Below are 19,970 nucleotides of genomic sequence, written 5' to 3' on the forward strand. Positions count from 1 at the left end.
ACTTCTACACTTAACTATTATAGCACGTGCTATGATCGGATAAAATTGTGATGAAAAGTTAAGTACAGGTCTTTCAATTTTTCTCATATGTTATGTTTTTCGAATCGAGATTGATAGAAACCTCTCCCAATTTACTGGTTTCTAATAACATACTCCCTTCTTCTTTAAGTCGAGATTCTACTTCTTTACTAGGTAAATGGTACAGATTATTTTTACCAGCAGATATGAGACTTATTCTAGGATGAATACTATTTATAAAATGTGGATCAGAACTTGTTTTACTTCCATGATGACCAACTTTAAAGATATCTATACGTGGAAAAGAATAGTTTTTCAATAACAATCGTTCATTGTTTATAGTAGCATCACCCATAAAGAGCATATGAGTAGACTTATAGATGATATAAGTAATGATGCATTGCTCGTTTAAATCACTACTATCTTTAATGGTTGCGTCAATTAAATTCACTCGGTAGTCATCTAGCATTAAAGTCTTCATCATATGGAAATCATAAATATTAATATTATACTTGTTGCTGAGTTCATCTAATTTTTTTAACTGCATTTTCGTATAACTCTCACTGTTGATTATTACATTTTTAAAGCGAATTTCTTTCGTTAAATACGAGAACTCACCGATGTGATCCTCATGTGGATGAGTGATGATTAAATAATCGATAGATTTTATATTTCTTTTTTTGAATGTGGGTAAAATGTGGTACTTACTAATATTATGATTGTCTTTTATTTCTTTTTGAGCTCTTTTCCCTCCTGTGTCTATCATTAAGGTCCTCCCCTTTTTCGTCTCAATTAAAAATGAATCTCCTTGTCCTACATCAAGCATTGTCAATCGATTTTCATGAGTTTGTGGAATATAGTTCAAAAAGAGTAATAAAAAAAGGCATAAAGTAAAGGTTTCTACAATTCTTCTTTTAACTAAAAAATGGAGTACTAAAAAGTTTAATATAATTGTTATTAGTAAAATGTATTCATTTAGAGTGGGAATGAACCATTTAATGTGAGTGAGATTTAAGAAAATATTGATAGATTTATCATGTAGAATATAAACTTTATTTAATATCAAATCCAAAATTTGATGATGGGTACTTATGTGAATGATAAAAAAATAGATTAAAGTTAAAGGGAATAATAAGAATGAGTACAAAGGGACAAAAAATAAATTTGCTAAAACACCTACCCATTGTATCTCGTTAAAATGTACAGCACTAATTACAAATGAACCTATCTGAGCTAATAGGGTTAAATATAGAAGATTTACAAACTTATTATTGTTCTGTAATAACGGGCGAGAGAGTAAGATGAAGAGAGTAATCATATACGAAAATTGAAACCCGATATCAAATATGAATTCAGGAAATATAATTGATAACGTTACAAAAGATACACCGAGTAAATTTAGAGGTTGCCGATAAGCACTACGAGGTAATATTAGAACTAACATAGCAGTTATTATCGCCCTTAAGGCACTAGGAGCTAGCTCTGTGTATAAACTATATATAGGAAGAATACCCAATAAAGATAATTTAATGAACAATACTGGCACATTTAAACGCAGAAGTATTAGATAGACTATACTGCATATAATAGCAATATGAGAACCACTGACTGCTATTAAATGATAGATGCCTATCTTTTTCATATTATCTAGTTCTATACTATCTAAATTATAAGTATCACCCGCGATCAAAGCCATTATTCTTTCCGGGTATAGTAAATTAGAGTTTCTTAATTTATTTTGTATAAAGTCTTTGTGAATAGTTAGAGGAGAAAGAGAGAAGTTGTTTATTGGTTTACACGAGTTAAAGTCTATCTGCTTAATACTAAGTCTAAAGGGAGAATAAATATTACTACTGAGAGGTTTGAGTTCCCCTTTTACATAACAATATTGAGGATAATTAGAAGTTACAAGCTCAGCAGAGTTTTTCTTTAAATAATAAAAATAGCGATATGTTTTGTCATTGAACTCTAACGTTCCTTTCAGGACATTGTCTTTATAATATGGGGTATGAGTGAATAAAACTTTTCCAGCAAATTGCGAATGGTTAAGTAAATAACTATATAATTTTTCTTGTTTAGAAATTTGATTCGTAAAATATAAGTAGCCAACAGTTAAGAAAATAATACTTAATATAACTATAAAATAATTAGTACCTTTACGCACAAGTGTCAAGAAAAGTAAAATGTACAGACAAACTGCTATTAAAGGATGATGTATTAACAAAATACCACTGAGGAAAGCGAGTGATAAATAGAACATTTAATTAAGCAAGTATTGAGCTACACGTTGTCTATTAAATGGAATCTTTTTATATTCAATACCAGATTGGTCGAGTAACTTTAAAGCGTATTCATGATTGTGGTAATCTTCAGCATAATATATTTTAGCAACACCTGCTTGAATGATTGATTTAGTACAATTAAGGCAAGGAAAATGAGTTACATAGATCGTAGAATTTGTGGTTGAAACTCCTTGTTTTGCGCATTGTAGTAACGCATTCATTTCAGCATGAATCGTTCTTATACAATGGCCGTCTTCGATCAGGCAACCTTCGTCTATACAATGAACTTCTCCTGCAACTGAACCATTATAACCACCTGCTATGATACGATTATCTTTAACTATAGTTGCCCCAACAGATAATCTTTGGCACGTGGATCTTAATGCTAATAAGTGACTTTGGGCCATAAAATATTCATCCCATCTGAGACGTTCCACAAAATAACCTCCTCAAAAGATTAATATTATTTAGAAAATAGACTCTAACTCAACTCTAATTCACCGTGACACAGTGAGATAGTCTTGCAATTTTTCATACGTCTTATCTCCAATACCATTTACTTCTTTTAGTTTCTCGACAGAATCAAAACTTCCAGCACTATCTCTATACTCTATAATGGACTTAGCTTTAGAAGGACCAATGCCTGGTATAGTTTGAAGCTCCTCTTCGGTAGCAGTATTAATATTCACTTTAATCGTACTACGATTCAATTGATTTGTCGCTACAACATTGGGATTATTAACATTTAATTTGTCTTTTTCTTCGAGTGCAGTCTGATGCACATCGTCCTTGTTAGGTATTATAATTAATTTTTGATCCACGAGTTTTTCTGAAAGGTTTATGTTAGTCAAATTAGCGTCTTTAGTCGGCTTGGCCTGATCTAATAATTGCTTGATTCTGTCGGAGGACCGCATTTTATATACATTTGGATATTTAACTGCCCCTTTTATGTCAACATAAATAGGTGCATTAGGGTCATTGGTATTACTTTTATGCTTACTCTTAACAGAGCCATTCTCACCGGTCGAATTAACGTTATTTTCTAACATTGTGAACGAGTCATCACTGTGCGCTCTATTCATCACTGAAGGATCGTCAGGTCTGTGAGAAACCATAAAAAAAGCTATCAATCCTATAATAAGCATAGTTACTATAATGACTATTTTATACTTTAATATGAATTGTCTTGCCGATTGCCAGTTTAGTAACATAGAGAAAAATCACTCCTTTTACTATATACACGTATATTAGAGTGATATTGCTCTATTTTTTAGCGACAAAAAATAAACGATCCCCTTTTAAATTTAATGAGCACGGTTCGAAATCAGTAAAAACTTTTAGAATAGAAAACCCTTGTTGCTCCAATAAGTACTGATAAGTCTCTTTACTAAAGGTACGTTGGTAATGAGATTCATCTACTCGCTGATACGAATCTTTATCATCTTTTATGAAAAACGATAGCTCGTGCCATACGCTAAGTTCTTCCTCACCTTTAATAGCTTCCCAAGCTAAAAATAATTCATCATAGTCTTCGATATAACTTCTATTATTAAACCAAGTATTCATTTTATACTCTGTGTGGACATCAAAAATAAATATACCGTCATTTGATAAGTGTTCATATACATTCTTAAAAGATACCGCGACATCATTTAAATCAGGTAAGTAATTTAATGCGTCACAGAGAATAGTGATTAAATCAAATTCCTGATTTAAACTAAAATCTGTCATATCACCTTCTAACCAACGCACTTTATCCGATTTTTGCGCAGCAACTGTTAACATATCAATGCTTAAATCCATCCCGTAAACTTGATCAAAATGTTCGATAATGGAGGTTAAATTACCAGTCCCACAACCTATGTCAAGCATAGAATTAGAGTGATTAGTATAATATTTAATTAATTCTTTCCATTTACTATAGGGTTGATCTTGAGTTAAAAAATCATAGTAATAACTAAAATCTACGTATTGATTCATATTAATGAACTGCCTGACCGTAATTTTTTGATGGTGCATCTTGATAAAGTTTTTCAAGGTTATAGTAATTTCGTTCGTCTTTATGAAATACATGGATAACGACATCCGCAAGATCTATGAGAATCCATCTTGCTTCATTAAATCCTTCCATTCTTTTAATGTTTAGTCCATTTTCATGAGCAGCTTCTTTAACCGCTCTAGCAATGGATTGAACTTGACGTTCATTATTACCATGACACACTACAAAATAATCTGTCATATCACTTATTTCATTCATTTTAAGCGAAATAATATCTTCAGCTTTTTTATTCTCAATAGTATTAACTACGATGTCGAGTAATTCATTAGATTTCATTTAATCATCCTCTATTCTTTCTTCACTGTAATTATAATAATTTAAACATTCTATAGTTGAGTTGAAAACAGTAATATCGTTACTAATTAAATGTAGCACTGTTCGTTTAGATATTTCATAAACTGTACGGTCTAAGCTACCTTGATTGTAGGCCATTTCTCTAATTTCTTCAACGCCAGGAATTTGACGAGCTGGTTCAATGTAGTCAGCTATAAAAACTATTTTTTCAGTTTTTGTCATTTGAGCACGCCCGGTTGTATGATATGCAATTGCAGATAAAATTTCAGGATCATCAATTCCATATTCAGTTCTCATCAAAGCCGCACATACGGGCCCATGTAGAATTTCAGATCCAAAGCTTAGCAATGAAGTATCTAGCTCATGCTGCTGCACGATTTGATACATTGAACCTAAATCATCATATTTGCAAAAATCATGTAAGATACCCGCATATTCTGCTTTATCCACGTCACCACCATATATTTGTGCTAGCTTTATAGCTGTATCCGCCACTCTGAGAGAATGTTTAAATCTTTTTTCGGGTAACTTATTTTCAATTAAATCTCTAGCTTGCTGTTTATTCATACAGAGATTCCTCCTTTATATAGTTCTCAACTGACGAAGGAACTAAAATTTGTATACTCTCATTATTAGAGACACGATCTCTAATTAAAGAGGAACTCACATCCATTCGAGGAATGTTTATAGCGAGCGAATCGTCATCGACTAACTGCTGATTCTTATCTCTATTCACGACAATAAACGTCATCATCTGCTTTAATTGCTTTATTTTATACCACTTACCTAAATTTACATATTGATCTGTACCAATAATAAAATAAATTTTACTGTGCGGGAATTGATTTCTGATTGTCTTGATCGTGTTATAGGTATAACTTTCTCCCTCACGTTCAATGTCTAAATAATTAATTTCACCAAAGCCTAACTCACGAATAGCTAATTTAAGCATATTAAGTCTATGTTCAGTATTTAATGAGCGTGAATGTGCTTTCAATGGCGATTTATAACTAGGTAAAAAGTAAAATAAATCTGGATTGATTTGATGATAAACTTCACTAGCTACGAGAAGGTGTGCTGTGTGTATGGGATTAAACTGTCCGCCATAAATGACTATCGTTTTACTCATTAAGATGGTAAATGAATCTCTTTATTTTCTTGAGATTCTTTATAAAGTATGATCATAGACCCAATGACTTGCACTACCTCACTAGCTGTAGCTTGACTTAATTGTTCAGCTAATTCATTTTTATCATCCAAATTATTTTGTAAGACATGTATTTTGATCAGTTCTCTTTTTTCTAAGATATCTTTTAATTGAGCAACCATATTCTCATTAATCCCTGTTTTTCCTATTTGAAATGTTGGATCAATATGATGTGCTAAACTTCTAAGATAACGTTTCTGCTTCCCTTTTAACATCTTTCCACTCCTCATAAATATTTTAAAACTACCTTTTTCATATGTTTAATATTAGGTTCTTTACCTGTCCAAATCTTATAACTTTCAGCGCCTTGATTGATAAACATATCTAACCCGTTTAAGATCGTATTCCCGTTTTCTTCCGCTTTTGAAAGGAAAGCGGTCTTCAGCGGTGTATAGATAATATCACTCACTAATGTATCAGGGTCAAGATTACTTAAATTTATAATTAGTTCACTCTCACTCTTCATACCTATAGGTGTTGTATTTATCACAATATCAAATTCACTTAATGAGCGTTCAGCTTCCTTTAAACTAATAGCATTAATATCTATCGACCAATTTTTAAAGCGATCTAAGGTACGATTAGCAATCGTTAACTTGTTATTGAGATGCGGGTACAGTTCATTCGCTATACCTTTACTTGCACCTCCAGCACCGATCATAAGAATATAAGCATTTTCTAAATCAGGATAAATAGCTTTTAAACCTTTTACATAACCTATACCATCTGTATTGTGACCTATCCACTTTCCGTTAGTTATCTTTACGGTATTGACTGCTCCTAGATGTCGTGATTGCTCATCTATTTCATCCAGATAAGGTATAATTCTTTCTTTATGTGGAATCGTTACATTAAATCCATCCAAACTTTCTTTACGAACGATTTCTTTTATTAAATGAAACTGCTCCTCGGGTATATCTATGGCTTTATAAGTGCTATCTTCGCCATTTATTTTAAAATTTTCATTGTGCATGATCGGGGATAAAGAGTGGTCAATAGGATGACCAATAACAGCAAAATTCATTTCAGACCACCTTACATTATTGATTTTCTTAGAACGACATCTACACTTTTAGGTACGTGTAATATTACTTTTGCACCTGCTTCAATCGTAATGAAGCCTAAGCCAGAAATCATCACATCGCGTTTTTCTTTACCAGTTTCAAGACGAACGCGTTTAACCTTAGTAAAATCAAAGTCTGCGGCATTATGTGGTGGTTTCAATAAATCACCTATACGGTTCTTCCATAAGTCGTCTGCTTTGATAGTCTTGGTCCGGTGTATATTAAGTTGATTAGAGAAATAGCAAACTAATGAGCGTCTTCCACCTTTAACATAGTCTATTCTAGCTAAGCCACCAAAAAACAATGTTTGCCCTTCGTTTAACTGATAGACACGTTGTTTAATTTCGTTAGTAGGAATAATCGTTTTTAATTCTTTAGCTGTTACGAAATTCGTCATTTGATGCTCTTGAATAATTCCTGGTGTATCATACATGTACGAATTCTCATCTAAAGGTATATCTATCATATCAAGCGTTGTGCCTGGAAAGCGTGAGGTTGTAACGACATCTTTTTCACCGACACTCTGTTCGATTAACCGATTGATTAAGGTAGATTTACCCACATTAGTCGTGCCAACTACGTATACATCTTCCTTATTTCGTATCTTATTAATCGCTTCTATTAAATCTTCAATACCTTGTTTTTTTCGTGCAGATAGCAATACAACTGACTCAGCATCGAGCCCATACTTACGTGCGCTTCTTCTCAACCATTCTTTAACTCTACGTTTATTGATTTGTTTAGGTAATAGATCTATCTTGTTAGCAGCTAATATGATCTTTTTATTACCCACAATACGTTTCACGGCGTTGATAAAAGAACCTTCGAAGTCGAAGATATCTACGACATTGACTACAATACCTGGCTTATCTGCTAAGCCATTTAATAGATTTAGAAAATCATCGCTATCCATACCTACATCTTGAACTTCATTATAGTTCTTCAAACGAAAGCACCGTTTACATACTACATCATCTCTAAATAAATTATGTTCTGGAACGTAGCCAGGTGCTCGTGGATTATCTGATTGTAAGGGTGCTCCACAACCTATACATCTCAGCATTTCTATTTCAGTCAAAAGTTATTCCTCCCATTTAATGTATCCTTTACGTTTAAAATAATTTAATAGACGTCGTTCAATCATTCGATTAAATTTGGTTATTAAACCATCAGTTTGTTTAACTGGTACCACCATAATTGTATATAAATCTCGACGATTACCACCAAATACATCTGTAAGCATTTGGTCGCCTATTACCACGATATCATTCGATGATATTTTCATCTGATCTATTGCTTTTTGAAAAGATTTGCCACGAGGTTTTTGTGCTTGAAAGATATAATCGACATCTAGTGATTCACAGAATCGTGCGACACGTGCCTCATTATTATTAGAAACAATTGTAACGGTTATATTTAACTCGTTTAGTTTCCTAAACCAGTTACGCACTTCTTCGGTTGGCTCGCTTTCATCCCAACCTACTAAAGTATTATCTAAATCTGTAATAACGCCTTTAACACCACTTTGAGCTAGTAAGTTCCAATCTAAGTTGTGTATAGATGAAACATACGCATTTGGCAAGAAATATTTACGAAGTAATCCCATGTCTTATCCCCTTTAATTTATTTTACCAATTAAATTTTCAACTATTTTGCTCGAAACTACTGCAGCTTTTTCTAAGAAAGCCTCAAAGGACAATTCAGCTTCCCCATTAGCTAAATCAGAAATAGCTCGCGTTATAATAAATGGAATATCGAACTGATAACAGGTCTGTGCAATAGCGGTTGCTTCCATCTCCACTGCTAAAGCATTGGGGAAGGATGATTTAATAGCTTGTCTTTGCTCATTCGTACCTATAAAGCTATCACCACTAACGATAAGACCTTGCTTAGCAATTTGTTTTTCTTCTTTGATTGTTTCTATAGTGTAATCTAATAACATTTCATTAGCTTTGTAGAGAGCTGGCATTTGCGGAATTTGTCCTAGTTCATACCCAAACGCTCGCGCATCTGCATCGTGATATGTTACGTTCTCACTTACTACGACATCACCAATATTCAAAGATGAATCTAATGCTCCCGCAGAACCCGTATTAATGATTAAATCCGGTTGGAACTCTTTGATGAGTAAAGTAGTAGAAATAGCTACGTTAACCTTACCTATTCCACTTTGACTTAATACTATTTCTCGCCCATTTAATTCTCCTCTAAAGAATTTTACGTGCGCAATATTGAGTTGTTCTAAATTTTTTATCTTACTTTTTAATATATTAACTTCTTCTTCCATGGCTCCTATAATGCCTATCATTACTTTCACCTCTTCATATATCCTAACCTTAGTCATTTTATCATAATCTAATTAAAGTCTCGATTAAATTACAGACTTCACAGGTTTAATCGGTTAAGGGATGATTTAATAATATTTTATAAAGATTCTATTTGTTATCATTTTGTGAAAAATATTAGATTGCTGTTTAAATATAAGTTTTTCCATGTCATAATATTTCTGGCAAAAAAAAGAAAGGTAGATGTTATGGATAGTAATATTAAATACAACAGAATTACAACTATTTTCTTTATTACAGGCATAATAGTTATGTGTAGCTTATATGCAGCTATTCCTATGTTACCTTTAATAGCTAAAGATTTTGGCATTTCTAAAGCTACTGCAACTTTGAATGGAGTCGTGTTTTCATTAGCTTACTCTATTAGCTGCCTATTGTATGGTGTTATTTCAGACAAGTTTGGGAGAGTCAAAACTATTCTAACTGGACTTATCGGTTTGGTTGTTGTCTCAATGTGTATAGGTTTTGTCCATTCATTTACAATATTATTGCTCTTACGTGTTTTCCAAGGTATTTTTGCTGCTGCTTTTTCTCCAGTTTCCCTAGCTTATACTACTGAAATGTATCCACCAGTCAAACGAGTTACTGCTATTAGTTTCATCAGTACTAGCTTTATGTTATCTGGTGTTATAGGACAGAACTTGAGTGAAGTCATCTCAAATGCTTACGGCTGGAGAGTCACGTACATTGTTCTTAGTATATTATATATTATACTTACTTTTGGTGTTATGAAAGCAGTACCCGAAAGTCCTTATCGTAAGCCTGAAATTAAATTGTCTCAATTTCTAAGTCATTTCAAGGATATATTGCTTTACAAATCAGTGATTGCTTGTTTCTTTGTCTCTCTGACCTTACTCACTAATTTCATAAGTATGTATACTATTTTAAATGAATATATAACCTCATCGCTTGTCCACGGAGATTTAACCACTAATTTTGTAGTGAAACTCTTAGGTGTCCTAGGTATGTTACTCTCTTTACTAGCGGGTAGAGTTAGCGATAAGATTAGTGTTATCAATGTTATTAAAATTGCTTTAACGGTTGAAGTTATTTCACTTCTATTTATTGGTGCTACGACTAATATAGTAATTATTACTTTCTTTAGTATTATTTTTGTGGCTGCCATCGCTTTCTTAATTCCTTCACTCATATCTAAAGTTGGAATGTTAGCAGCTAAGAATAGAGGATTTTTCCTATCTGTAAATACTTTTATACTTTTCTTAGGTACCGCTATTGCACCTATTTTATCCATTTATTTAGAAAATCTTCCTCATTACTTTTTAGCGTTTAGCTTGTTAGCATTAATCGCATTAGTTGCATTAGTCATCAGTTTCTTTATTCCAAAGGGAATTAATCCCGATACAAAAAACTAACGTTGTGTTAACAAGTTGACTAAAATAGACACATTAAGTAACACATATCATATAATAGATCTATCAGTCTAGAGAGGTTTATAAAGATCCCATTTCAAATTACTGCTTTTTCAATGAGATGCGTCAGTAAGTGACATAAGGCTGGCGCATCTCTTTAGTTATACTAAACGCAATATAAAAAGAGAGTCAGGACATAAAGGTCTTTGACTAGAGAGAAAGAGGCTGGGACATAATGTAATGTCTCAGCCTCTTCAACATCTCGGCAGTAGATGACTGATTTGAAAACGCGCTTGTATCAAGCTTTTTTCAATTCTAGTCATCCTTGCCGGGGCGGGACTACGAAATCTTTTTTTTTCAAATGAGATTTCTGTCCCGCTCCCTCTTCAACATCACGGCAGTAGATGGCTGATTTGAAAACACGCTTGTATCAAGCTTTTTTCAATTCTAGCCATCCTTGCCGCGGCGGGACTACGAAATCTTTTTATTCAAATTAGATTTCTGTCCCGCTCTCTCCAACTATTTATTAAACATACCTATCAATCGCGAACAAACTTTATATATTTACAATCGAATTTCAATGTATATTACTATCGACTGTCTAACCATTCCAAAGTTGGCCTAAACTTTGTAGAGAAAGAACTCCTGTGATTATAGTAATGAGTACTGCAATTATTCCAAGTACCATCATCCATGTAGGATGTCTATAGTCTCCAACGATCGATTTACGAGTGCTTGCTACCAAGATTGTTCCTAAAGTGATTGGCAGAACAAGTCCATTGAGTGCGCCCGCAATAATTAATAAAGCTACTGGTTTACCAAGCAATAGGAAGACAAGTGTTGAAGTAACTATAAAGACAATCACTATTAGGTTTGTTCTATTGTATAAAGACTTACTCATCGTTTTTAAAAATGTTGCACTTGTATAAGCAGAGCCTATAACTGATGACATAGCTGCTGAGAATAATACGACACCAAAAATATTTTTACCTATTGGGCCTAGCACGTGTTCAAATACAGATGCTGGTGGATTGTCTTGACTTAAAGTGACACCAGTGACTACCACGCCAAGCACTGCTAAAAATAGTAACGTTCTAAGCACACCAGTAGTTAAAATACCAGAGATTGCAGCTTTATTAACAAATGGTAAATAGTGCTTTCCTTTAATACCTGAATCTAAAATACGATGCGCTCCGGCAAACGTAATGTAACCGCCTACCGTACCTCCAACAAGTGTGATGATAGGTAGAACTAATGCTACAGGATGTTCTGGTAAGAAGACATGTGTAGCAGCTTCCCCATATGGTGGATTCGCTTTAAACATAACTATAGCTACAACTACGATCATTAAAGCTCCAAGCACCATAGAGACGACGTCCATGATTTTTTGACCACTTTTAGATATGAATATAGCTATAGATAAGATAGCTGTAATCGCAGCACCAATTTTAACATCGATACCAAAAATAGCATTTAAACCTAAACCGGCTCCAGCAATATTACCTATGTTAAAAGCAAGACCACCAATAGCAATGAGTATAGATATAAATGTCCCTAGTCCTTTTACTACTTCATTTGCAACCTCTTGACCACGTTTACCAGTTACAACAAGTATGCGCCAAATATTTACTTGTGCTGCAATATCAATAAGTATTGATAACAGAATTGCAAATGCGAAACTCGCTGTAAATTGAGCAGTAAATACCGCTGTCTGAGTTAGAAAAGCTGGTCCAATAGCTGAAGTCGCCATTAAGAATACTGATCCTAATAACAACCTCTTATGACCTTTAGTGAATTCGAAATCTTTCTCCTTTGAATGAAGTTCTCTATTCCCCATATGTTAACCCCCTAATTGTTTAATTGAAACACCTTCTTTATTTAATGTGTCTCTGATACTCTTGACGAATTCAAGCGCTTGCGCACTATCGCCATGAACACAAATTGTATCAGCTTTCAAGTCAATTTCTTTACCCGTTTTAGTAACTACTTTTTGTTCAGTTACCATTTTAAGTACTTGTTCGATTGCTTCGTCTTTATCTGTGAGCACCGCGTTATCTTCTTTACGGCTGACAAGCTGTCCATCATCTTCATATCGACGGTCAGCAAATACTTCTGATGCTGCTGTTAAACCTGTTTTTTCAGCTTCTGAAATTAAAACTGTATTAGATAAACCAACAAAAATTAAGCTTGAATCGAAATCAAAGACCGCTTGAGCTATCGCTTTAGCAATATTTTCGTCTCTCGCTCCCATCTGATACAGCGCTCCGTGAGGTTTAACGTGGTTAATACGCTTATTATGTAGGTTACAAAAACCTTGTAAAGCACCTAATTGGTAAGTAACAATATTATAGATCTCCTGAGGTGATATATCCATATTTCGACGACCAAATCCTTGTAAATCAGGTAAACCCGGATGTGCCCCAACACCTATATTAGATTCTTTCGCAATTTTTATAGTTTCATTCATAACATTCCAATCACCTGCGTGAAAACCGCAAGCTACATTAGCTGAAGTAATGAGAGGTATGATGTGTTGGTCCCCTCCGAAGCTATAATTACCGAATGCTTCTCCTAAATCACAGTTTAAATCGATTTGCATCTTTAAACCTCCTTAATGATTTGATGACGTTCTAAGAATTTAATATCGACATCACTTGCATCGCCCTCAGCATATGCTGGATAAGACAGCACAGCATATAAGAAGTTTGCAGTAGTAGTGAATCCATCTATTACCATTTCATCTAATGTGCTTTTGAGCTTATTGATCGCAAATGTTCGGTTAGGCGCTTTAACAATGACTTTAGCAACTAATGAGTCGTAATAAGGCGACACTTTATAGCCATGATAAAGCAATGAATCAACTCTGACATTGAAACCTTGAGGTAAATGAAGTGCCTTGACTTTACCTGGTGTAGGCTGAAAGTTCTTTTCAGGATTCTCTGCATTAATCCGAGCTTCTATAACATGGCCATCAAAAATAACGTCCTCTTGATTGAATGGTAATTTATTATACATCCATAAATAGAGTTGTGCAGCTAGTAGATCTCTACCTGCTCTCATTTCTGTTACAGTATGCTCAACTTGTATTCGCGCATTCATTTCAATAAAGTAATAGCCATCATCTGTAACGAGAAACTCTATAGTACCAGCGCTTCGATAATCTGAAGCTTGAGCGACTTTGACAGCATCATCACAAATACTTGTTCTCTTTTCTTCTGTTAGAGCCGAACAAGGTGACTCTTCAATTAATTTTTGATTCTTACGTTGAACTGAGCAATCTCTTTCACCGAGGTGGACATAATTCTCTTTGCCATCCCCTAATACTTGAACTTCAACGTGCTTAGCTACAGGGATAAATGCTTCAACGTAAACTCTCTCGTCATCAAAATATTTTTTCCCTTCGCTTTTAGCTTCCTTAAATGCTTTATCAAGCGCCTCTGGTTCCTTAACGATGCGTATTCCTTTACCGCCGCCCCCACTTGCAGCTTTTAACACAAGAGGGAAGCCTATATCTTTGGCAATTTCTTTAATTTCCTCAACGGATTCAACTGCATCAGTCGATCCAGGAATAATAGGCACCCCTGCATTATCGACGGTTTGCCGAGCAGTAATCTTATCACCCATCATCTTCATAGTTTCATGCGTTGGTCCTATGAAATATATGTCATTTTCTTCTACTTTTTGTGCAAAAGAAGGACTTTCTGATAAAAATCCGTAGCCAGGATGAATAGCGTTGGCACCTGTCATTTCTGCCGCGCTAATAATACGTTCTTGATTGAGATAACTATCCAATGCATTAGCTTCTCCAATACATACTGCTTGATCAGCTAAGCTGACATGCAGACTTGTTTCGTCCCCTTTAGCATATATTGCTACAGTTTCAATACCTAATTCACGGCATGCTCTAATAATACGAACTGCTATTTCTCCTCTGTTAGCAACTAAACAACGATACAATGGTTTCCCCCCCTTTAACTTTATTTAACTTTAATAATAGGTTGATCGTATTCTACATTAGATCCGTGATCTACTAGGATATCAATGATTTCGCCTTCAACATCACTTGTCACTTCATTCATAACTTTCATCGCTTCAATAAAGCCTATCACATCACCTTTTTTAATGTTGTCACCAACTTTAACGATAGGATCAGTCAACTCTTTCTCTTCTTGTAGATAAAATGTTCCGACCATTTGAGCGTTTACAGTTTGTGCATCTTCCCCTTGACCCTCAGAATCTTTAGGTTGAGAATTGTCTTGACTAGAAGTCTCAGTTTGTCCAGTTCCAGTCAGCGGAGAAGTTGGTAGACTTACATGTTCATCTGTAAAATCTAACTCAATTTCATGTTCGTAATCTTTATATTTAAATTTTTTTAATTCGTTCTCTTTAACTAATTTAATTAATTGCTCGATGTTTTCAAAATTCATTTCGCTTCCCCTTTCAATAATGCATTAACACGTTTAGATGTAGAACGAAGTTGATTAATATCATAGACAGGTTTGCGTTCAACATCTTCTATTATTTTATTAAAGGACTCTTCAGCAACGCTTAAATTTGATATCGCCTCTTCAATTGATATCCACTTGAAATAGATGACATCGCCTGGTTTTTTCTGAGCTAAAATCGGTAGATCCGCTTGGGTAACTGTTGCTATTTTAGTATACCCGCCCACAGTTTGTTTATCATTTAAAAGAATAATTGGATTGCCATCATTAGGGACCTGAATACTACCTAAAGCTACAGGTTCTGATGTGATGTCTGCTGATGACGATGGCGGTATGAGATCTCCTTTCAGACGGTAGCCCATACGATCAGATTGTTCACTTATTTCATAACCTGATTTTGTAATTTTATCTATAGACTCAGACGAAAAGCTTTCATATTGAGGACCTTCTACGATATGGATAACCTCGCGAGTATGATCTACGACACTTTCGTTTGTACTTAGTCCGATATATTTATCGTGAGGGGTAAGTGAAGTGGTTGGTAGGTTATCTCCAGACTTCAATGCACGCCCCTTAAAGCCACCAATACCACTTCTCGTATGGGTAGAATAGCTATTCGCTATCATTGGTATATCAATTTGTGAGCCGAATAATATATATCCGCGCGCCCCTTCTATAGCTTTACCTAACTTTAGCTCATCTCCCGCTTGAGCATGGTATACACATTTCATATGTATTGGTTGACCGTTAAGTTTACTATCAAACTCTCCTCCAGTGATGACAAAAGTATTTGCCTTTTTAAAAGTTATCGAAGGGCCTATGATAGTAAATTCTAAAGCGGGACCATTATTCCCAATTAATTTTTGTCCAAGCTTGAAGCTAAAAAGATCAAGGACGCCAGCAGTTGAAAATCCTTGGTCTTGGTAGCCAAAACGACCTTCATCTTGAATAGTTGTAAATAAACCGGGATTATTAATCAATATACTCATGCTCTTTTGACACCCACTTTCTTATATCAAAATTCTCCGATAACTGCTCTTCAACAATCTGATTGAATTGCGCTTGACTTATAGCATAAAATTTAATCTTATCTCCTGGTTGATATATACACATTGGATCTCTCTCCAAACTGAAGACTTTAATAGGAGTACGACCTATAATTTGCCAACCACCCGGAGAACTGCTTGGATATAATCCTGTTTGCTGATTCGCAATCCCTACAGAACCTTCAGGTAGACTAGTACGAGGTTCCGATCTACGCGGAGTGTGTAATTTCTCATTCAACCCTCCTAAGAACGGAAAGCCAGGCATAAAACCTAGCATATAAATTAAATACTCATCATTTGTGTGTAGTTCTATCACTTCATCAATAGATAAATTATTATGAGTAGCTACTTCTTCAATATCGGGTCCTGCTGAATCGCCATACCATACTGGTAAATATATCGTCGAATTATTATTACCTTTTTTCTCTAGATCTTCAACTTGAATATCGTCTAAATTAAGCTGTCTTATAACCTCTGTTGGTGTGATTAATTTAAGATCGAAGTTAATTAATATCGCTCTATAAGAAGGTATAACTTCTTCAATGCCTTCTACCTTTTGACTATGTATATAATGCACGAGTTGTTGTACTTGTTGAAATATTGTCTCTGCAATGTGATCTTCAAAGTAAACCATAATTGCTTGTTCGTTAATAATCTTGTATTTCATGAGGGTTTTACCTCCTTTAAGACATTATAAGTAAACGCTTACGAATGCTTAACAACTATTATATCATCCTTAGCGTAGAGTTGTTTAATAATGAAATTTTATCAATTTTTATAAAGCATGGTTATACAAAAGCCTCCTTTTTATTAATGATTATTGTATAATACATTTAATATTAGTAAATAATTTGAGTGTTCTAATCACTCGAATATCATAGAAATAAAACCTGTATCCTTTATTACAGCATTATAAGGGAATGCCTGTAAATACCAAATTAATAATTTTTATGTTAAATAATTGTAAAATAAATAAAAAGAGGCTGGGACACAAAGGTCTTTAACTAGAGAGAAAGAGGCTGGGACATAAATCCCAGCCTCTTTCAGCATCTTGGCAGTAGATGACTGATTTGAAAATGCACTTGTATCAAGCTTTTTTCAATTCTAGTCATCCTTGCCGGGGCGGGGCTACGAAATCTTTTTATTCAAATTAGATTTCTGTCCCGCTCCCTCTTTCAGCATCTCGGCAGTAGATGACTGATTTGAAAACGCGCTTGTATCAAGCTTTTTTCAATTCTAGTCATCCTTGCCGGGGCGGGACTACGAAATCTTTTTATTCAAATTAGATTTCTGTCCCGCTCCCTCTTTCAGCATCTTGGCAGTAGATGACTGATTTGAAATGCGCTTGTATCAAGCTTTTTTCAATTTTAGTCATCTTTGCCGGGGCGGGACTACGAAATCTTTTTATTCAAATTAGATTTCTGTCCCGCTCCCTAAATAATTTATTGGATATTAACTATTTTAACATTCATTTCAGCACCGTTTGGAAGAGGTACACGGACTTCATCATCAAGATGTTTTCCTATCAAACTTTGTGCCATTGGTGATTCGTTAGATATTTTACCGTTAAATGCATCAGCTTCAGCAGAACCTACAATTTGATAACTCTCTTCTTCATCACCCGGTAATTCAACGAAAGTAACTGTTTTACCGATTTGTACTACATCATTGTCGTCAGTATCTTCGATAATAATAGCATTTCTAATCATATTCTCGATTCGTTGAATATCTTGTTCAATAAATCCTTGTTCGTCTTTAGCAGCGTCGTACTCGGAGTTCTCAGATAAATCGCCAAAGGATCTGGCTACTTTAATTTTCTCTACTACCTCTGGTCTTTTAACCGTTTTTAATTCTTCTAATTCTTGTTCTAATTTTTCAAAACCTTCCTGAGTCATCGGATACTGTTTTTGGTTTTCCATAATGTCATCTTCCTTTTCCTAATATACTAATGGTTACGAATGTGTGATTTAATCTTCGTTGTAATGATATCGATGGCTACTTTATTACTACCACCTTCAGGTATAATTACGTCAGCAAATTTCTTTGTTGGTTCTATAAATTGATTATGCATCGGTCGAACCACGTTCAGATATTGATTAATAACTGAATCCATAGTTCTACCTCGTTCTTTCGTATCTCTCATCAGGCGCCTTAGTATTCGTAAATCTGCGTCTGTATCAACGTAAAGTTTAACATCCATAAGGTCGCGCAGCTCTTTATTTTCAAGCGCAAAAATGCCTTCCACAATGATAACATCTTTTGGTTCAAAAGTAATTGTCTCTTTACTTCTAGTGTGTCGAGTATAATCATACGTCGGGATCTCAACTGTTTCCCCATTCTTTAATTGAAGAAGGTTTCCGATCAGCAAGTCATTATCGAATGCGAAAGGGTGATCGTAATTTGTTTCTAGCCTTTCTTCAAAACTTAAATGGGACTGATCTTTATAATAATAGTCTTGCGCTATTAACGCTACACTGTGCCCCTGTAAATTTTTCATAATTTCAGTTGTAACACTTGTCTTTCCAGACCCCGAACCTCCAGCTATACCTATGATGGTTGTATTATTCATTGAGCAAGACCCTTTCGCATCATATTATTAGCGTATATAGGATGGTCGACTTTAATTTGCACAATCTGTAAAGGATGTCGAGCTGCATCCAGCTGGTTACCTTCTTCATCATAGATGGCCTCTACCTTTTGAGTAAACGAATCAATTTCCGGTCCAAAAAATTCTATCTCTTGGCCTGGTTTAAAGTGATTTCTTTGTTGAATCGTAGCTAATTGTGAATCGGAATCATATGCCAATACTAGACCACAAAAATCGTAAGGAGCTTTTTTATTTTGTTCAGACCCAAACATCTGCTCCTCATATCCTGGCGTACCTTCAAAAAAGGCAGGCGCTGTATCGCGGTTAGCACATTTATCTAGTTCAATTAACCACTCAGGGTTAATTCTAAATTGTTCTGGATTCTCTGCATAAGCATCAATGACTTTACGATACACTGAAACTACCGTAGCGATGTAATGGATCGATTTCATTCGTCCTTCAACTTTTAATGAATCTATACCTATATCCATCATCTTAGGGATGGACTCAATAAGTTTCAAGTCTTTAGGACTCATAGCAAAAGGAGTAATATCTCCTTCTTTATAATAAAGATCAAGTTCGCCATCACTATCAACTTGTAATAGATCATAATCCCATCGGCAACTTTGACAGCATCCTCCTCTGTTAGAGTCACGAGCCGTCATATGATTACTCAACGTACATCTACCGGAATAAGCAATGCACATAGCGCCATGTATAAAGGCTTCAATCTCTATATCAACCTTCTCTTTCATCTCGCGCATTTCTTCCGCGCCAGTCTCACGCGCTAAAACCACTCTATCCAAGCCTTCTTCTTTCCAAAATTCTACTGCTTTGTAGTTGGATAGAGATTGTTGCGTTGATAAATGAATTTCGAGATTGGGTGCTACTTTTTTACAAGTTTCAATTATTAGTGGATCGGCAACAATAATACCAGTAGCTCCAGTAGATTCAATAGCTTTTAAGTAATCATCTAAGCCGTCAATATTTTCATCGTGAGCTATGATATTTGTAGTCACATAAATTTTCGCACCATATGCTTGTGCGAACTCTACACCCTCACGTATCTCTTCCATAGTAAAGTTATCGGCGTTAGATCTAAGACCATATTCTTGACCTCCAAGGAATACAGCATCCGCACCATAATGCACAGCTATTTTTAACTTCTCTAAATTTCCAGCAGGAGCTAGAAGTTCAGGCTTCTTTATACTTTTTTTATAAGGAGAATGAATGTTTTCAAGTACTTCCATATA

The 19,970-nt window shown here is 34.8% G+C and carries 22 protein-coding genes; 1 reads left to right on the plus strand and 21 read right to left on the minus strand.

Features of this window, described 5'->3' with window-relative positions; all coding sequences use genetic code 11:
- Positions 1-73: 73 nt before the first annotated feature.
- The 12 genes from N9R04_RS07005 to mtnN form a co-directional block, all read right to left on the minus strand.
- The gene (locus N9R04_RS07005; RefSeq protein ID WP_262855991.1) at positions 74-2,182 is read right to left on the minus strand and encodes a DNA internalization-related competence protein ComEC/Rec2; all 2,109 of its coding nucleotides are present in this window, start codon (positions 2,180-2,182) and stop codon (positions 74-76) included.
- Positions 2,183-2,278: 96 nt separating this feature from the next.
- On the minus strand, positions 2,279-2,737 hold the full coding sequence (locus N9R04_RS07010) for a ComE operon protein 2 (protein WP_262855992.1): 459 nt from the start codon (positions 2,735-2,737) through the stop codon (positions 2,279-2,281).
- 60 nt (positions 2,738-2,797) lie between these two features.
- The gene (locus N9R04_RS07015) at positions 2,798-3,511 is read right to left on the minus strand and encodes a ComEA family DNA-binding protein (RefSeq protein ID WP_262855993.1); all 714 of its coding nucleotides are present in this window, start codon (positions 3,509-3,511) and stop codon (positions 2,798-2,800) included.
- 52 nt (positions 3,512-3,563) lie between these two features.
- Complete coding sequence (locus N9R04_RS07020) at positions 3,564-4,280, minus strand: class I SAM-dependent DNA methyltransferase (protein ID WP_262855994.1); 717 nt, start codon at positions 4,278-4,280, stop codon at positions 3,564-3,566.
- A gap of 1 nt (position 4,281) precedes the next feature.
- Positions 4,282-4,635: a ribosome silencing factor gene (gene rsfS, locus N9R04_RS07025; RefSeq protein WP_262855995.1), complete on the minus strand. Its 354-nt coding sequence runs from the start codon at positions 4,633-4,635 to the stop codon at positions 4,282-4,284.
- Positions 4,636-5,220 carry a bis(5'-nucleosyl)-tetraphosphatase (symmetrical) YqeK gene (gene yqeK, locus N9R04_RS07030; RefSeq protein ID WP_262855996.1) on the minus strand — a complete coding sequence of 195 codons (585 nt, stop codon included), beginning with the start codon at positions 5,218-5,220 and terminating at the stop codon, positions 4,636-4,638.
- Positions 5,213-5,788 carry a nicotinate (nicotinamide) nucleotide adenylyltransferase gene (gene nadD, locus N9R04_RS07035; RefSeq protein WP_262856038.1) on the minus strand — a complete coding sequence of 192 codons (576 nt, stop codon included), beginning with the start codon at positions 5,786-5,788 and terminating at the stop codon, positions 5,213-5,215. The genes yqeK and nadD overlap by 8 nt, the downstream gene beginning before the upstream one ends.
- Positions 5,782-6,075: a ribosome assembly RNA-binding protein YhbY gene (yhbY, locus tag N9R04_RS07040; protein WP_262855997.1), complete on the minus strand. Its 294-nt coding sequence runs from the start codon at positions 6,073-6,075 to the stop codon at positions 5,782-5,784. The genes nadD and yhbY overlap by 7 nt, the downstream gene beginning before the upstream one ends.
- A gap of 11 nt (positions 6,076-6,086) precedes the next feature.
- Positions 6,087-6,884: a shikimate dehydrogenase gene (gene aroE, locus N9R04_RS07045; RefSeq protein ID WP_262855998.1), complete on the minus strand. Its 798-nt coding sequence runs from the start codon at positions 6,882-6,884 to the stop codon at positions 6,087-6,089.
- An 11-nt stretch (positions 6,885-6,895) separates the two neighbouring features.
- Complete coding sequence (gene yqeH / locus N9R04_RS07050; protein ID WP_262856039.1) at positions 6,896-7,987, minus strand: ribosome biogenesis GTPase YqeH; 1,092 nt, start codon at positions 7,985-7,987, stop codon at positions 6,896-6,898.
- 18 nt (positions 7,988-8,005) lie between these two features.
- Positions 8,006-8,530: a YqeG family HAD IIIA-type phosphatase gene (locus N9R04_RS07055; protein WP_262856000.1), complete on the minus strand. Its 525-nt coding sequence runs from the start codon at positions 8,528-8,530 to the stop codon at positions 8,006-8,008.
- A gap of 12 nt (positions 8,531-8,542) precedes the next feature.
- A complete protein-coding gene (gene mtnN, locus N9R04_RS07060) occupies positions 8,543-9,232 on the minus strand; it encodes a 5'-methylthioadenosine/S-adenosylhomocysteine nucleosidase (protein WP_262856001.1) in 690 nt (229 codons plus the stop codon).
- Between the two features lie 225 nt (positions 9,233-9,457).
- On the opposite strand from mtnN, the gene N9R04_RS07065 reads away from it, so the two are divergent.
- Positions 9,458-10,642, plus strand: coding sequence for an MFS transporter (locus N9R04_RS07065; protein WP_262856002.1), 1,185 nt, complete (start codon positions 9,458-9,460; stop codon positions 10,640-10,642).
- Positions 10,643-11,240: 598 nt separating this feature from the next.
- Here N9R04_RS07065 and N9R04_RS07070 read toward each other — a convergent pair.
- The 9 genes from N9R04_RS07070 to N9R04_RS07110 form a co-directional block, all read right to left on the minus strand.
- Positions 11,241-12,476, minus strand: a complete 1,236-nt coding sequence (locus N9R04_RS07070) for an NRAMP family divalent metal transporter (RefSeq protein WP_262856003.1) — start codon at positions 12,474-12,476, stop codon at positions 11,241-11,243.
- 3 nt (positions 12,477-12,479) lie between these two features.
- Complete coding sequence (gene pxpA, locus N9R04_RS07075) at positions 12,480-13,238, minus strand: 5-oxoprolinase subunit PxpA (RefSeq protein WP_262856005.1); 759 nt, start codon at positions 13,236-13,238, stop codon at positions 12,480-12,482.
- Positions 13,239-13,240: 2 nt separating this feature from the next.
- A complete protein-coding gene (locus N9R04_RS07080; RefSeq protein ID WP_262856006.1) occupies positions 13,241-14,596 on the minus strand; it encodes an acetyl-CoA carboxylase biotin carboxylase subunit in 1,356 nt (451 codons plus the stop codon).
- A 20-nt stretch (positions 14,597-14,616) separates the two neighbouring features.
- Positions 14,617-15,066, minus strand: coding sequence for an acetyl-CoA carboxylase biotin carboxyl carrier protein (locus N9R04_RS07085; protein ID WP_262856007.1), 450 nt, complete (start codon positions 15,064-15,066; stop codon positions 14,617-14,619).
- On the minus strand, positions 15,063-16,073 hold the full coding sequence (locus N9R04_RS07090) for a 5-oxoprolinase subunit C family protein (protein ID WP_262856008.1): 1,011 nt from the start codon (positions 16,071-16,073) through the stop codon (positions 15,063-15,065). The genes N9R04_RS07085 and N9R04_RS07090 overlap by 4 nt, the downstream gene beginning before the upstream one ends.
- Positions 16,057-16,797 (minus strand): 5-oxoprolinase subunit PxpB, encoded by a 741-nt coding sequence (gene pxpB / locus N9R04_RS07095; protein ID WP_262856009.1) that lies wholly within the window; start codon positions 16,795-16,797, stop codon positions 16,057-16,059. The genes N9R04_RS07090 and pxpB overlap by 17 nt, the downstream gene beginning before the upstream one ends.
- A 775-nt stretch (positions 16,798-17,572) precedes the next feature.
- A complete protein-coding gene (gene greA / locus N9R04_RS07100) occupies positions 17,573-18,049 on the minus strand; it encodes a transcription elongation factor GreA (protein ID WP_262856011.1) in 477 nt (158 codons plus the stop codon).
- A gap of 26 nt (positions 18,050-18,075) precedes the next feature.
- Positions 18,076-18,699 carry a uridine kinase gene (udk, locus tag N9R04_RS07105; RefSeq protein ID WP_262856012.1) on the minus strand — a complete coding sequence of 208 codons (624 nt, stop codon included), beginning with the start codon at positions 18,697-18,699 and terminating at the stop codon, positions 18,076-18,078.
- A complete protein-coding gene (locus N9R04_RS07110; protein ID WP_262856013.1) occupies positions 18,696-19,967 on the minus strand; it encodes a peptidase U32 family protein in 1,272 nt (423 codons plus the stop codon). The genes udk and N9R04_RS07110 overlap by 4 nt, the downstream gene beginning before the upstream one ends.
- Positions 19,968-19,970 lie beyond the last annotated feature (3 nt).

It is taken from the genome of Staphylococcus marylandisciuri (assembly GCF_025519785.1).
In the GTDB taxonomy this organism is placed as follows: domain Bacteria; phylum Bacillota; class Bacilli; order Staphylococcales; family Staphylococcaceae; genus Staphylococcus; species Staphylococcus marylandisciuri.